This window comes from Flavobacterium flavigenum (assembly GCF_027111255.2).
Classification (GTDB): Bacteria; Bacteroidota; Bacteroidia; order Flavobacteriales; family Flavobacteriaceae; genus Flavobacterium; species Flavobacterium flavigenum.
The window spans coordinates 2,129,072-2,143,271 of sequence record NZ_CP114285.2; the positions used below are offsets into that span (position 1 = coordinate 2,129,072).

Consider the following 14,200-nt stretch of genomic DNA (forward strand, 5'->3'; position numbering starts at 1 on the left):
CATAACAATTAGTCACATCACTTACTTATACAACTTTGCGTATATTTGTACTTTCAATTTTAATGTATGGAAACTGTTGTCGAAAATATACCTGCCGGAAAACCTAAATGGTTAAAAGTAAAACTTCCGATTGGTCAAAAATACACTGAACTTCGCGGTTTGGTAGATAAATATAGCTTAAATACGATCTGTACTTCAGGAAGCTGTCCTAACATGGGAGAATGCTGGGGTGAAGGAACAGCAACTTTTATGATTTTAGGAAATGTCTGTACACGTTCTTGCGGTTTTTGTGGTGTAAAAACAGGAAGACCGGAAACAGTAGACTGGGATGAACCGGAAAAAGTAGCACGTTCTATCAAAATAATGAACATTAAACATGCTGTAATCACAAGTGTGGACAGAGATGATTTAAAAGATGGCGGTTCTATTATCTGGATCGAAACCGTAAAAGCAATTCGCCGCATGAACCCAAACACAACCCTTGAAACTTTAATTCCGGATTTCCAGGGAATTGAAAGAAATCTGGACCGAATTGTAGAAGCAAATCCTGAGGTGGTTTCCCACAACATGGAAACAGTAAGACGTTTGACCCGTGAAGTACGTATTCAGGCCAAATATGACCGTAGTTTAGAAGTATTACGCTACTTAAAAGAAAAGGGAATCAACAGAACAAAATCAGGAATTATGTTAGGGCTTGGTGAAACAGAAGAAGAAGTTTTTCAAACCATGACTGATTTACGCAATGCAAATGTTGACGTAGTAACTATTGGCCAATATTTACAGCCAAGCAAAAAACATTTACCTGTAAAAGAGTTTATTACTCCTGAACAATTTGCCCGATATGAAAAATTTGGACTTGAACTAGGATTCCGCCATGTAGAGAGCGGTCCTCTTGTTCGATCCTCTTATAAAGCACAAAAACATATATTGTAAAAAGTTTATCCGGTTAATCCCTAATTTGTTTTGACCGATTAAACAAATCACAGAATAAAATTTGAAAAGTAGAATTGCTATAAATGGTTTTGGAAGAATCGGCAGAAATTTATTTCGATTACTTATAAACCATCCTGAAATTGAAGTTGTTGCAATCAATGATATTGCAGATAATAAAACGATGTCGCATTTGGTAAAATATGACAGTATTCATGGAGTTTTGCCTTTTGCAGTATCTCATGATGAAAAAAGCATAATCGTGGATAAAAAACATTATTTATTCTTTCATGAAAATAAGATTTCAAATTTAGACTGGAAAAGTCATAATATTGATTTTGTAATTGAATCAACGGGAAAATATAAAACCCACGAAGAATTAAATACACATATTGAAGCAGGGGCTAAAAGAGTAATTCTTTCTGCGCCGTCTGAAGTAGATACCATAAAAACTGTTGTTTTAGGAGTAAATGAAGGGATTTTGGACGGAAGTGAAAAAATTGTTTCGAATGCGAGCTGTACAACAAACAATGCAGCCCCAATGATCAAAATAATTGACGAGTTGTGTGGCATTGAACAAGCTTACATTACAACAATTCACTCTTATACGACCGATCAGAGTTTGCACGATCAGCCGCATAAAGATTTAAGAAGAGCAAGAGGAGCCAGCCAGTCGATTGTTCCTACAACAACAGGAGCAGCTAAGGCACTTACAAAAATCTTCCCAAATCTGCATCAAAAGATTGGAGGCTGTGGTATTAGGGTTCCGGTACCGGACGGCTCTTTAACAGACATTACGTTCAACGTAAAACGCGCTGTAACTATCGAAGAAATTAATGATGCTTTTCAAAATGCATCAAAAACATATTTAAAAAACATATTAGATTACACAGAAGATCCAATCGTATCAGTAGATGTAATAGGCAATACAAATTCATGCCTATTTGACTCTCAACTAACTTCTGTCATTGATAAAATGGTAAAAGTGGTTGGCTGGTATGATAATGAGATAGGTTATTCATCAAGGCTTATCGATTTAATTTTGCTGATGAAAAAAACATAAGATTCCATTATAAAAAGTATTGCATTATGAAATACGTTTTTATTTTTATCAGTTTTTTTTCCACCCTTTTGTATTCGCAGGCTAAACCGAATACAAATACTCTTTTGCATGATAACAAATCGTCCAGCCCAGATAAAAAAGCTGTCGATATTGTTGGCAAATCGGATTACGGAAATTCTTATGAATATTCGAATTTCCAGAAAGCGATGTCTTTCAAATTGTTAAAAAAATACGATTTAGCTTCTAAAACACTAAAAGAAATAATCCGGAGTCCGGAAAATACCAAAACTTCAGCAATCAAGTCAGAATCCTATTATCAACTTGGATTACTAGAAACGCAATTAAAGAAAAGTGATTCCGCTATTTTATACTTTAATAAAGCTTTGGATTTAAATGCAAAAACTCAAAATTTAAAACAAAAAGCCAGTATTATATTAGCAATAAGTCAATATTATAAAAACAAAAAGGAATTCGAACGTGCTTACAACTATCTAAACGAACATTTTCAGATTGAACAGAATATTCTAAAATTAAAGAATAGTAAATCCAATGCTGATAAATATAAAAAAATCAATGAAGTTCATCTTTTAAACGAAGAAAGAAGAATAAATGAAGAAAAAGCACAGATTAAAACATACAGATACTCCAAATTAATCAGTATTCTGGCTATTGCACTAATTTCTATTTTATCACTACTAAGTCTTGCTCTCTACAAAAACAATGTTATCAGAAACCAAAATAATTTACTTTTAAGAGAAAAAAATAAAGAGCTTATTCTGGCAAAAAATAAAGCCGAAGAAGCTTCAAAAGCCAGATCTGAGTTTTTATCTACAGTAAGCCATGAACTTCGAACCCCATTAAATGCAATTAATGGTATTGCACATTTATTACTTGAAGAAAATCCCAAAGAATCACAATTAAAATATTTAGATTCGTTAAAATTCTCCGGAAATTACCTCACTACATTTATCAATGAAATACTTGAAATCAACAAAATTGATTCAAGTAAAATTGAAATAGAAAAAATTAGCTTTGACTTAAAAGCTTTACTTAACAATATCCAGAATTCGTTAAAAGAGTTAGCAGCTGCAAATGACAATGATTTCTTACTGGACATAGACGATGCTATTCCGGATAATTTAATTGGCGACACAACAAAGCTTTCACAGATTATCCTGAATTTAATCAACAATGCATTAAAGTTTACTCAAAACGGACAAGTCATAGTTATTGCTAAGCTACATGCACTCGAAAATGAAAAAGCGACGGTTTATTTTGAAATAACTGATACCGGAATCGGAATCCCAAAAGACAAGCAGAAAAAAGTCTTTGAAAGTTTTTCACAAGGTTCTGTAGAAGTAAATCGCAAATATGGCGGAACAGGCTTAGGCCTTACCATTGTAAAAAAGCTCATTCACCTCTTAGGAGGCAAAATTCATTTAGAAAGTGAAGTGGGTAAAGGTTCTACATTTAATTTTAAATTAAACTTTGATATCAGCAAAAGCCCATTAGAAAAAATTCAGGAGACAAGACATTATAATGATGACCAGTTAAAAAACAAACTCATTTTATTGATTGAAGACAATAAAATCAATCAGATGATCACCAGAAAAATGCTCGAAAACAAATCTATATCTTGTGAAATACTTGATAATGGAGAGGAAGCAATCGAATTACTAAAAACAAAAAGTTTTGATTTAATTTTAATGGATGTCCACTTACCAGGCATAAATGGCACAACAGCCACTCAGCTAATCCGGGAATTCGACAAAAGAACACCAATCATTGCCCTTACCGCCATTTCACTGGACGAAAACAGAGAACAGCTTTTATCTTTTGGAATGAATGATGTGATTACAAAACCTTTTGTGCCTGATATATTCTACAATACTATTGCTCAATTCTTTGATTAAACTCAATTCTGAAATTAACCTTTCACATAATTCAAAATAGTAGCGTCAAAATTTTGCTGATGATTGACAAAAGTACTTTTTATAGGCAAATAATACAATTTCGAAATCATCCGGACATCTTTCAACCGAACGTAATCTTTTTCAGTTGTAATGATTTTTTTGCCTTGAGCCTTATTCTGAATTTCATTCAAGTTTGTTTCAGAAAAATGATGATGATCAGGAAAAATCAGGCATTCATCATTTTCAGTTTTTAGAAAATCAAAAAAAGGTTTCGGTTTTGCAATTCCGGCTAAAAGCACTTTTGATTCTGATTTTATTTCGGTTACAGCTATTTTGTCTTCCAAATTATAAATTGAATCATCATACTCTATAAAAGTAAAATAAAGTTGTTGTGAGCAATTTAAATTTAATTTTAAACGGATTTCTTCCTGCTTTTCATCAGACAGGTTTTTAGGGCACTTTGTAACGACAATAATATTGGCTCTCCTGGCTCCACTTCTGCTCTCCCGTAAATTTCCAGTTGGCAGTATAAAATCATCTGCATACAAATCATCAAATGCAGTCAATAAAATATAAAACCCGGCTTTTACTTTTCGGTGCTGATAAGCATCATCCAGTAAAATAATTTCAGGCTTATTCTTTTGTGAAAGCAATTGCTTGATTCCATTGGTTCTGTTTGCGTCAACCGCCACCTGAATATTGGGGAATTTTTGATAAAACTGAAAAGGTTCATCTCCCAGAATTTCAGCATTTGAATTATTGCCGGCCAAAACAAAACCTTCCGATTTTCTCTTGTAACCACGGCTTAAAGTAGCCACTTTGTATTGATTCGACAATAATCGGATTAAGTATTCTATTTGTGGCGTTTTACCTGTTCCTCCAACACTTAAATTACCAACGGCTATAACCGGGATATCAAATGAAGTTGATTTTAAAATTGCTTTATCAAAAAGGAAATTACGAATTGAATTAATGAATCCGTATAAAATGGCAAACGGGAAAAGTATATATCGGAGTAATTTCATAAAATTATTTATGAGAATAATGACCTTTTGCTGAAACGACAAAAACTGTAACAGTATCATCTTCCAAATAGTATATCATTCTGTCTTTTTGATTTATACGCCTGGACCAAAATCCAGTAAGTTCATATTTTAAAGGTTCAGGATTTCCAATTCCCTCAAAAGGAGTCTGGGAAAGCTCTAAGAGAATTTTTTCAATATTTTTTATACTTTTTTTATCTCCTGATTTATAGTGCTGAATAATCTGCTTTTTTGCTAATTCTTTTATTTCAATCCTAAACTTCCCCATACATCCTTAGGATTAATTTCTGTGCTATTTTTATCTTTAGCAGATTTCAAAACCATATCTACAAACTCAGGATTATATGTACTTCTTTCCTCATTAACCTGCCCATAATCGTCTATTTCAACAACTTCAATACCTTCAACACCTTTAAAAAAAGCCTCGAACATAGCCATAAAAGCTTTGCCGGTTTTGGTTTGTTCATTAATTTTAATTGTAGTCATGATGATTGATTTAGAATTACAAAAGTACGAAAATTAAACTTCGTGATATTCTACGTTATATTAATTATCACTTTTAGTGCTAAAAAGTGGCACTAAATTACAACTTTGGCGTATTTTCGTTTAATTTTAATATCACGTAGTATCAAAAAAACAACAATGAAAATAAAAGAAATAATCACTGTACTAGAAGAAATGGCTCCTTTGGCTTACGCCGAGGATTTTGACAATGTTGGACTTTTAGTGGGCGATACAGAAACAGAAAGTTCCGGAGTTCTGGTTTGTCACGATGCTTTAGAAACTGTAATCGAAGAAGCTATTACCAAAAACTGCAATCTGGTGGTTTGTTTTCATCCGATATTATTCTCCGGAATCAAAAAAATCACAGGTAAAAATTATGTAGAACGTGCCATTTTAAAGGCTATAAAAAACGATATTGCTATTTATGCCGTTCATACCGCTTTAGACAATCATTCGCAAGGGGTAAACAAAATATTTTGTGATTCTTTGGGCTTAGCGAATCCAAAGGTTTTGATTCCGAAGCAGAATTTCATTCAAAAATTAGTTACTTACACCACTCCTGATAATTCAGATAAAGTTAGGAATGCATTGTTTGAAGCCGGTGCAGGGACAATTGGAAATTATGACAACTGCAGTTTCAATTCTGAAGGCTTTTTTACGTTTCAGGGAAACGAAGATAGCAATCCCGTAATTGGAGAAAAAGGAAAATTATATACCGGAACCGAAATAAAAATTGAAGTTATTTTCGAAAAACATTTACAATCCGGAATTTTAAAAGCCCTTTTTTCAAATCACATTTATGAAGAAGTAGCGTATGAAATTTATAATTTACAAAATTCACATCAAAATATAGGCTTAGGTATGATTGGCGAACTGGAATCTGAAATGGATGAAAAGGATTTCCTTCACTTCGTAAAAGATAAAATGACTGCCAATGGAATCCGACACTCAGCCTTCACAGGAAAAAAAATAAAGAAAGTTGCCGTTTTGGGAGGCTCAGGAAGCTTTGCCATAAAAAATGCAATCCAGGCCGGGGCAGATGCTTTTTTGACAGCCGATTTAAAATACCATCAATTTTATGAAGCAGAAAATAAATTACTTTTAGCCGATATTGGTCATTTTGAGAGTGAACGTTATACAAAAAATTATATTGTTGATTATCTTAGAAAAAAAATCCTTAATTTTGCCATCATTTTATCAGAAGAAAATACAAATCCAGTTAAGTACTTATAGAATATGACGAATACGAAAGAATTAAGTGTTGAGGACAAGTTAAGAGCAATATACGATTTACAGCTTATTGACTCGAGAATTGACGAAATCAGAAACGTAAGAGGGGAACTTCCATTAGAAGTTGAAGATTTAGAAGATGAAGTTGCGGGTCTGAGCACTCGTTCAGAGAAACTAAAAGGTGAACTTGAAGTGGTTGAAGAGCAAATCAAAGCAAAGAAAAATGCAATTGAAGAGCACAAAGAAGTTATTAAAAAGTACACTAAACAACAAGAATCAGTTCGTAATAACAGAGAATTTAATTCTTTGACAAAAGAAGTTGAATTTCAGGAATTAGAAATTCAATTGGCTGAGAAACAAATAAAAGAGATGAAAGCTTCTATCGAACATAAGAAAGAAGTTATTTCAAATCTAAAAGAAAAATTAGAAGCTAAAAGTTCACACTTAAAACATAAAAAATCTGAGTTAGATGCTATTATGGCTGAGACTCAAAAAGAAGAAATCTTCTTAACTGAGAAATCTGCTGAGTATGCTGCCCAAATCGAAGAGAGATTATTGGCTGCTTACAACAGAATCAGAAGCAGTGTCCGTAACGGATTAGCTGTAGTTTCTATTGAAAGAGGAGCTTCTGCAGGATCATTTTTCACAATTCCGCCACAAACTCAGGTAGAAATTGCTTCAAGAAAGAAAATCATAACTGATGAGCATTCAGGAAGAATCTTAGTTGACAGCGCACTTGCTGACGAAGAGAGAGAAAAAATGGAACAATTGTTCGCTAAAATCTAAATAAAATTGTCCCGATCAACATCGGGACTTTTTTTTACCATAAAATTTAATGGTCTTGGGACTTAAAAAAGGAATTCGTTTTATTACATTAAAATCGGTTGGACAATACATTAACTTCCTTAGTTACATCCGTCCGCAAAAAGCTGTCGAACTTTCATATGCACTTTTCAGTCAGCCACGAGATGGAAGATTACTAAAAGAAAAATTGCCTAAAATTCTGAAGAATACAGAAACTGAAACCTTTCAGCACGATAAACATCATTTCCAAACCTATATCTGGAAAGGAAACGAAACCAAAATCCTTTTGGTTCATGGATGGGAAAGCAATTCTTCACGCTGGAAAAAAACACTTCCGCACCTTCAAAAGTCAGGAAGCACCATTATCGCGCTTGATGCCCCGGCACACGGACAAAGCAGCGGTAAGGAATTTAATGTTCCGCTCTATGCTGAGTTCATCAATAAAACGGTAGAAAAATACCTGCCGGATATTATCATTGGGCACTCTATTGGTGGTGCTGCCTGCGTTTACCATCAGTATTTATTTCCGAATACCAGCATCAATAAAATGGTAATTCTTGGCGCTCCATCCGATTTAAAAACACTGATTGACAATTATGTATCGATGCTGAGTTTAAATAACAGAATGTTTTCTCTTTTAGAAAATCGTTTTTTAACACACTTCAATTTTAAACTCGAAGATTTCTCCGGACAAAAATTTGCTTCGGAGTTTAACATCCCAGGGTTAATCGCTCATGACAGAGCAGATAAAATTGTAGCGTTTGAAGAGGGACAAAAAATCGCCAGCAACTGGAAAAACAGTCAGTTTATTGAAACCAAAGGTTTAGGGCATGGGATGCACGATGATGAACTATACCAAAAAGTGATTGATTTTTTGTTTGAAGTGAAATAATAGGCTTTTTGCCGGTACCTTTCCCGCTTTACACTATATTCCCGATAAAAAAACTACGGTAAAAAAGCCTTGTTTTTAAAATCGGACGATATCGCTTCAATAGGACTAAGAGCAGCAATTTTAATTTTTGGGTATCATTTGTCTTTATCTAATTTTCAAAATCCGTATTTTTGTAACATGGAAGAAAATCTAAAACGTCTTAATAAATTTATTGGAGAAACCGGTTATTGCTCCCGTCGTGAAGCCGATAAACTCATCGAAGAAGGCCGCGTAACCATAAATGGTACAGTACCTGAAATGGGAACCAAGGTTTCACCGGATGACGAAGTGCGCATAGATGGAAAATTAATCGTTGAAAAACACGAAAAAATGATCTACCTGGCTTTCAATAAACCTGTTGGAATCGAATGTACAACCAATTTAGAAGTCCGAAACAATATTGTTGATTATATCAATTATCCAAAACGTATTTTTCCAATCGGGAGACTTGACAAAGCTAGTGAGGGATTGATTTTCATGACCAATGACGGCGACATCGTAAACAAGATTTTACGTGCCAGAAACAATCATGAAAAAGAATACACCGTAACAGTAAATAAGCCTATAACAGACCGATTCATACAACGTATGGGCAATGGTGTTCCGATTTTAGATACGGTTACCAAAAAATGCAAAGTAGAACAAATTAGTAAATACACTTTCAAAATCATTCTGACGCAAGGTTTAAACCGTCAGATTCGAAGAATGTCCGAATATTTAGGCTATGAAGTTACGGCATTAAAACGCATCCGGATTATCAATATTTCGCTGGATGTTCCAGTTGGCCGTTACAGGGATTTAACAGATGCTGAAATAAAAGAATTAAATCAGCTAATTGAACCATCAAGTAAAACTGAAGAAGCAAGTTTCCCTAAACCGGAAACTCCCAAAAGAAGAACAGAATTTATTTCAAAACACGATCCCCGCTTTAAAAAAAGAGGCGATTATTGATTCTTATAAGCCAAAATTCTTCAGAATCTGAAGGATTTTTACATAGATAATTTCTGCTAAACGAAATGATTACTTCAAAATACGGAAGTTTTTCACAAAGTCTTTATACTTATCGCTAAGGGTTACCTTGTGGTTTCCTTTTAAAATGATCAAATTATCATTTACATTTATTTGTTCAATTTTACTGAGATTCACTATATAATTGCGATGCGTCTGGCAAAATTTAGCCGCATCGAGTAACTGAATAATTTTTGTTAGGGATATTAAAATAACAAATTTCTCTGCATCAGTAATGATATTGCAATAACGATCTTCAACTTCTATGTACAAAATATCCTTGATTTGAACTTTCTTTAAAACCTTGTTTTTTTTGATAAAAAGAGAATCCCTGCTTACCACCGTATTTTGGTCTTCACTATGAAAAACATTGGTTTGCTCATAAAATTTTTCAACAGCCATTTCCAGTGCATACAAAATTTCAAGTTCATTAAAAGGTTTTAATAAGAAGCTAAAAGGTTTAGTCAGTTTAGCCCTCTCAAAAATCTGACGGTCTTTAGAACTGGTTAGAAAAACAAATGGTTTTTGTCCGTCGGGCACTATATTTATCGTTTCTGCAAAGGTAATTCCGTCTGGTTTACCATCTAAAAAAACATCAATTACCACAATGTCGATTGTATTTTGGTAAAAGAGTGTCAGTGCCTCCTGATGCGTTCTGGCAACACCAACAATATTATAATTATTTTCAGTAAGTACTTTTACAAGCGCGTCGCTTTCAGCAGGTGTATCTTCTACAATAAGTACATTTATATTATCCATGGTTTTTAAACTTTGGTAATGCTATGATAATTCTGGTTCCAACATTTTCTTCACTCTCTATATCGAGTTTCCCTTCGTTTTTGCGAATCAGGCTTTTGCATAACTGCATTCCTAATCCTGTTCCTATGATATCATCGTTTTGCTTTTTAGAAAGCAAAATGGTTTCTTTTAGTAATTCATTTCTTGTTGCTTCATTCATTCCTAACCCGGTGTCTTCTATGACCAGATAACAAAATTCTTCTGATGCAGGACGGCTGTAAATAGAAATCGTTCCGTTTTCTTTAGAAAATTTAATCGCATTGTCTAAAAAGTTCCGAATGATGATTTTGAGCGAATCCAGATCAGCGAATACATGGTCTGAAGCCGAAACATTGATTTTAAAATCGATATTCTTGTTTAGCATCAAGGGTTTGTAATTGTACTCTACATGCTCTACAATTCTGGCCAAATGCAAGGATTCTTGATAAAAATACCCTTGCTGAGTCTGCAACAAAGCCCAATTGAGCAGGTTGTCTAATAAATTATATGCCCCACTGGCAATTGAACTGTTTTTGTGCAGTAAAACATCGAGTTCTGAATAATTTTTACTTTCCAGATTTTCTAATAACTTACCATTACTTACTTTTAAGGCATTTACCGAAGAACGCAAATCATGACTTACAATAGAGAACAACTTGTCTTTGGTAGCATTCAATTCATCCAGCTCGTTTTTCTGGGCTAAGATGATTTTATTGTTCCTGATTTTTTGCCTGTAAAAATAAACCCCGGTACCCAACAGCACGAATAATAAAACCGAAGAAATGAGAAACCCATTTCTTTCGGCTATTTTAACTTTATTCTCTGCAGCGAGAACATTGACTTCTTTTTGTTTTTGCTTGACTGCAAATTTCTTTTCGAGATCAGCAATTTCCCAGACTTTATTTTGGTCGTTTAGGGAATCTTTCCAGGCTTCATATTCTTTTCTGTAAGTTATGGCTAAAGGAAAGTTTTTTCTGTTCTCCTCAACCACCGCCATATTTAATGTCGCTGTACGTCTAAGTTCAAATGATTTTACTTTTTTAGAAAGATCATAAGCCTTTTTAAAATAAGGTATTGCCTGATTGTCTTTATATTGGTTATAATACAAACTAGCAATATCCATGTACGAGCCAACTAGTAATAAAGTGTCTTTTTCAATCTCTTGTAATTTGGCGCCTTTAAAAAGATTAACTTCTGCTTTATCAAATTGATTAAGATGTAAATAACATAATCCTATATTGTGTATAACATTACTTGTGTTAAAGCCATAAGTATCTGATTTTTTAAGACTTTCTATTTCCTGAAAATATTGCAAAGCCTTTTTAAACTCCTTTTGCTTTAATGCTATATCTCCTAAAGTCAATCTAACATTATAATAAAATTTAAATCCAACTGAAATTAGTTTAAACTCCTTTTTTGCTTCATTAAAAAGTTTTTTTTTGTTAAAACTTACACCTCTAAAATAGTGGCAATAATCATTTAATTCTTTATTTTCAGAACGACTTAAATGTTTCATTGAATATATTAAAGTAGAATCCCAATTATTCTCTGAAAAAAATAATTGGGCCTTACTAAAATTGATTTCCTTATTAAATTCTTTAGCTTTATTATTAGCCTCAATAGTTAGTACATCTTTATTCTTTTTTAATTGAGAAAAAAGAATAAAGGGAAAATTCATAAGAAATATAAAAACAAAAGCTTTTATTTTAAGTATCATTTTGGATGTTATATCTAAAACAATTAATTATTTAACACTATCCTGAACATTCGTCTCAGTTCCTCTCGAAGTTACAGGATCTATATCCCAAAGAAAAGTTTGGATTGTTTTAATACTCTTAAATGCGTCATCTCCATAAGGATCTTTTTCAGCTTTAAAACTTATCTCATAAACATCAAAGTCTGTACTTATTGTATCGTCTATATCGTAAGTGATAAAAAATTGTAACTGACGATTTCCATCAAGATCTACATACCAATTTTGATAAATCATAAATTCTAATTTATCACCATTTAATTGCGTATTGGTTGACACCAAAAAAACTGCTCTAACCTGAAGTGTTTCAGGATCTGTAAAAGTTGCCTGAACTATGGGAGAAAAAGGAATTTGTGACTTGTTTTCAGGAAATGTTATAGGTTTTTGCGTTAGCTTACTCTTAGTTGCTTTTTTAATGCATTTACCCGGTGGGAAAATTTTTGAAGTTGGGGAAGAAAGGGTAGTTTTTTCCATAATAAATAATTTTAGGGGGTTAGGTTAATAATATTTAATTTTCACCGAAACATTGCTAAATAAGACTTTTTGTCTTACAAAATCAGTAAATTTCAGAAACCAAATATAACAAAGTATTTCTTAATAAGTTTTATTTACCTGTACATTCAACGTTATTATTTGCCTTTTATCAATAAAAAATTACTTGAAAAAATAATTTACAAAAAAAATCCTACCTTTTATTAGATAGGAGTTTTGTAGTTTTATTATTTTTTCAAAAAAGTATAATACAGTGGTTTAGATAAAAAAGATTTTTCCTGATAATAATCAATCTCGTATTCTCTTGATGCTTCTTTTACCTTACCATTTAAATTATTCTTTAAAAAATATTCTCTTCTAACTTCATCATTAAAATTCAAATCGCTTAAAAATACCGGCTCTATACCTCTGTTGACTGAGATATTGTAATTGGTAATCAGATTTCCCCAATTGACAAAACTGCACAACAACAATAGTCCGTAGCAATACCAAACCATTTGGTTAAAAAGGTATGCATTGGTTTTTTGTCTGGCAATCTTTAAAAACGCATACACCAAACCAATTGTCACTAAAATCAGAAACGCATATACTCCTAAACGCTTATATGTTAATCCGAAAAATGACACGTATTCTGAATTTTTGATTATGGCACTTACAATTAAAACGCCATTTAATAAAATCCATATTTTAGCTAATTTTTTAAGGATTGTGGCTTTTGCATCAAAATTAAAACCTCCCTTAAAATAAAATAAGATTACACCAACAGCCATAAGAATTGAGAAAATGACAGCATTTACCCTCTCATGTGTATCTGAGCTCAGATTTGTTTTTTCGACAGCTTCAAAAAACTGCTCATAATTATAAGTTGCAATAAAAATAAGCAGCAATACATTCAAAAGGACCAAAGTAATTTCGCCGCTTTTTCTTTCAAAATCAATATCAAGAAACGAAAAAGAACTTTGGTTTTGATTTCTGACCTCATCTTTAAAGTCATTATCTAAAAGCTGATTTTTTTCGTAACAAACTTCAGGAATCCAGTAATTCCAAAAATTGAATGAGATATAAAATCCTAGACCGCTAATCACGATAAGCTGCCAGAGGTCAATATCTAATTCATAATCAGTGAAGAGAGATGAAAAGTGGTTGCTTCCAAATGAATATACGATAAGAAACAGTCCCAAAAACACGGCAGGAATAATGAAATAGGCAATCAGTTTTTTTGCAAAACCGTTGTTTACCTTTCTTTTCGGAAGATATTGACTAAACATAAATATTCGTCCAAAAGAAGCTATTCCGTTTACGAATATCAACGGAAATACCTGCAACATTTTGAGTTTAGATTCCTGTGTTTTGAATTGCAAAAAAATAATCGATAAAACCAAAGCCCAAAATGAAGCAAAATCACCATACCAGGCAAAAGCATAACAAGAGAGGATCGTAGTTATTACCAAAACTAAATGTGATCTGTGAGTAAACCGATCCTGAAAGAAATAACAAATCAATGCTGTTAATCCTAAGCCAAAAAGTCCGAGGTTAACACCTAACTCCTGTTTGTAAAAAAGCAGCGTAAACAGTAAGCTGCTGACTAAAATAAAATGTAGTTTTTTCATATTTGTAGAATTTATTATTAGTGGTCAAATATGTTATCGCCATTATCAATTGTTTTTTATGCACATTTATAAAGCCATTTCATATTCTCTTAATTAAAAAGTACTTTGTTTTTCAAAGTTTTTAGGTAAAAAAATTTAGTTC

The 14,200-nt window shown here is 32.8% G+C and carries 14 protein-coding genes; 7 read left to right on the plus strand and 7 right to left on the minus strand.

Going from position 1 to position 14,200, the window contains the following annotated elements; genetic code table 11:
* Positions 1 to 66: 66 nt before the first annotated feature.
* The 3 genes from lipA to OZP09_RS08520 all read left to right on the plus strand — a co-directional run bounded on the left by lipA (position 67) and on the right by OZP09_RS08520 (position 3,906).
* Positions 67 to 933 (plus strand): lipoyl synthase, encoded by an 867-nt coding sequence (gene lipA / locus OZP09_RS08510; protein WP_269237406.1) that lies wholly within the window; start codon positions 67 to 69, stop codon positions 931 to 933.
* Between the two features lie 61 nt (positions 934 to 994).
* On the plus strand, positions 995 to 1,993 hold the full coding sequence (gap, locus tag OZP09_RS08515) for a type I glyceraldehyde-3-phosphate dehydrogenase (RefSeq protein ID WP_269237407.1): 999 nt from the start codon (positions 995 to 997) through the stop codon (positions 1,991 to 1,993).
* A 26-nt stretch (positions 1,994 to 2,019) separates the two neighbouring features.
* Positions 2,020 to 3,906, plus strand: a complete 1,887-nt coding sequence (locus tag OZP09_RS08520) for a tetratricopeptide repeat-containing hybrid sensor histidine kinase/response regulator (protein ID WP_281310609.1) — start codon at positions 2,020 to 2,022, stop codon at positions 3,904 to 3,906.
* Positions 3,907 to 3,920: 14 nt separating this feature from the next.
* Here OZP09_RS08520 and lpxK read toward each other — a convergent pair whose 3' ends face one another.
* Genes lpxK through OZP09_RS08535 form a run of 3 tightly spaced genes read right to left on the minus strand, consistent with a single transcriptional unit; the run spans position 3,921 to position 5,435 of the window.
* Positions 3,921 to 4,931, minus strand: coding sequence for a tetraacyldisaccharide 4'-kinase (gene lpxK / locus OZP09_RS08525; protein ID WP_281310610.1), 1,011 nt, complete (start codon positions 4,929 to 4,931; stop codon positions 3,921 to 3,923).
* Positions 4,932 to 4,935: 4 nt separating this feature from the next.
* Positions 4,936 to 5,217 carry a Txe/YoeB family addiction module toxin gene (locus tag OZP09_RS08530; RefSeq protein ID WP_269237411.1) on the minus strand — a complete coding sequence of 94 codons (282 nt, stop codon included), beginning with the start codon at positions 5,215 to 5,217 and terminating at the stop codon, positions 4,936 to 4,938.
* On the minus strand, positions 5,193 to 5,435 hold the full coding sequence (locus OZP09_RS08535) for a DUF2683 family protein (protein ID WP_269237413.1): 243 nt from the start codon (positions 5,433 to 5,435) through the stop codon (positions 5,193 to 5,195). Before OZP09_RS08535 ends, OZP09_RS08530 begins: the two co-directional genes overlap by 25 nt.
* Before the next feature lie 156 nt (positions 5,436 to 5,591).
* Between OZP09_RS08535 and OZP09_RS08540 the strand changes: the two genes are divergently transcribed.
* The 4 genes from OZP09_RS08540 (at position 5,592) to rluF (ending at position 9,369) form a co-directional block, all read left to right on the plus strand.
* The gene (locus OZP09_RS08540) at positions 5,592 to 6,686 is read left to right on the plus strand and encodes a Nif3-like dinuclear metal center hexameric protein (protein WP_281310611.1); all 1,095 of its coding nucleotides are present in this window, start codon (positions 5,592 to 5,594) and stop codon (positions 6,684 to 6,686) included.
* Positions 6,687 to 6,689: 3 nt separating this feature from the next.
* Positions 6,690 to 7,469, plus strand: coding sequence for a zinc ribbon domain-containing protein (locus tag OZP09_RS08545; RefSeq protein ID WP_223679829.1), 780 nt, complete (start codon positions 6,690 to 6,692; stop codon positions 7,467 to 7,469).
* Between the two features lie 55 nt (positions 7,470 to 7,524).
* A complete protein-coding gene (locus OZP09_RS08550) occupies positions 7,525 to 8,379 on the plus strand; it encodes an alpha/beta fold hydrolase (protein ID WP_281310612.1) in 855 nt (284 codons plus the stop codon).
* Between the two features lie 177 nt (positions 8,380 to 8,556).
* Positions 8,557 to 9,369, plus strand: coding sequence for a 23S rRNA pseudouridine(2604) synthase RluF (gene rluF / locus OZP09_RS08555; protein ID WP_269237846.1), 813 nt, complete (start codon positions 8,557 to 8,559; stop codon positions 9,367 to 9,369).
* A gap of 69 nt (positions 9,370 to 9,438) precedes the next feature.
* On the opposite strand, the gene OZP09_RS08560 is transcribed toward rluF, so the two are convergent.
* The 4 genes from OZP09_RS08560 to OZP09_RS08575 all read right to left on the minus strand — a co-directional run bounded on the left by OZP09_RS08560 (position 9,439) and on the right by OZP09_RS08575 (position 14,058).
* Positions 9,439 to 10,185: a LytR/AlgR family response regulator transcription factor gene (locus OZP09_RS08560; RefSeq protein ID WP_269237418.1), complete on the minus strand. Its 747-nt coding sequence runs from the start codon at positions 10,183 to 10,185 to the stop codon at positions 9,439 to 9,441.
* On the minus strand, positions 10,178 to 11,719 hold the full coding sequence (locus OZP09_RS08565; RefSeq protein WP_281310613.1) for a tetratricopeptide repeat-containing sensor histidine kinase: 1,542 nt from the start codon (positions 11,717 to 11,719) through the stop codon (positions 10,178 to 10,180). Before OZP09_RS08565 ends, OZP09_RS08560 begins: the two co-directional genes overlap by 8 nt.
* Positions 11,720 to 11,947: 228 nt before the next feature.
* Positions 11,948 to 12,430: a hypothetical protein gene (locus OZP09_RS08570; RefSeq protein ID WP_269237423.1), complete on the minus strand. Its 483-nt coding sequence runs from the start codon at positions 12,428 to 12,430 to the stop codon at positions 11,948 to 11,950.
* Positions 12,431 to 12,675: 245 nt separating this feature from the next.
* Positions 12,676 to 14,058 (minus strand): DUF4153 domain-containing protein, encoded by a 1,383-nt coding sequence (locus OZP09_RS08575; protein ID WP_269237425.1) that lies wholly within the window; start codon positions 14,056 to 14,058, stop codon positions 12,676 to 12,678.
* Positions 14,059 to 14,200: the final 142 nt, after the last annotated feature.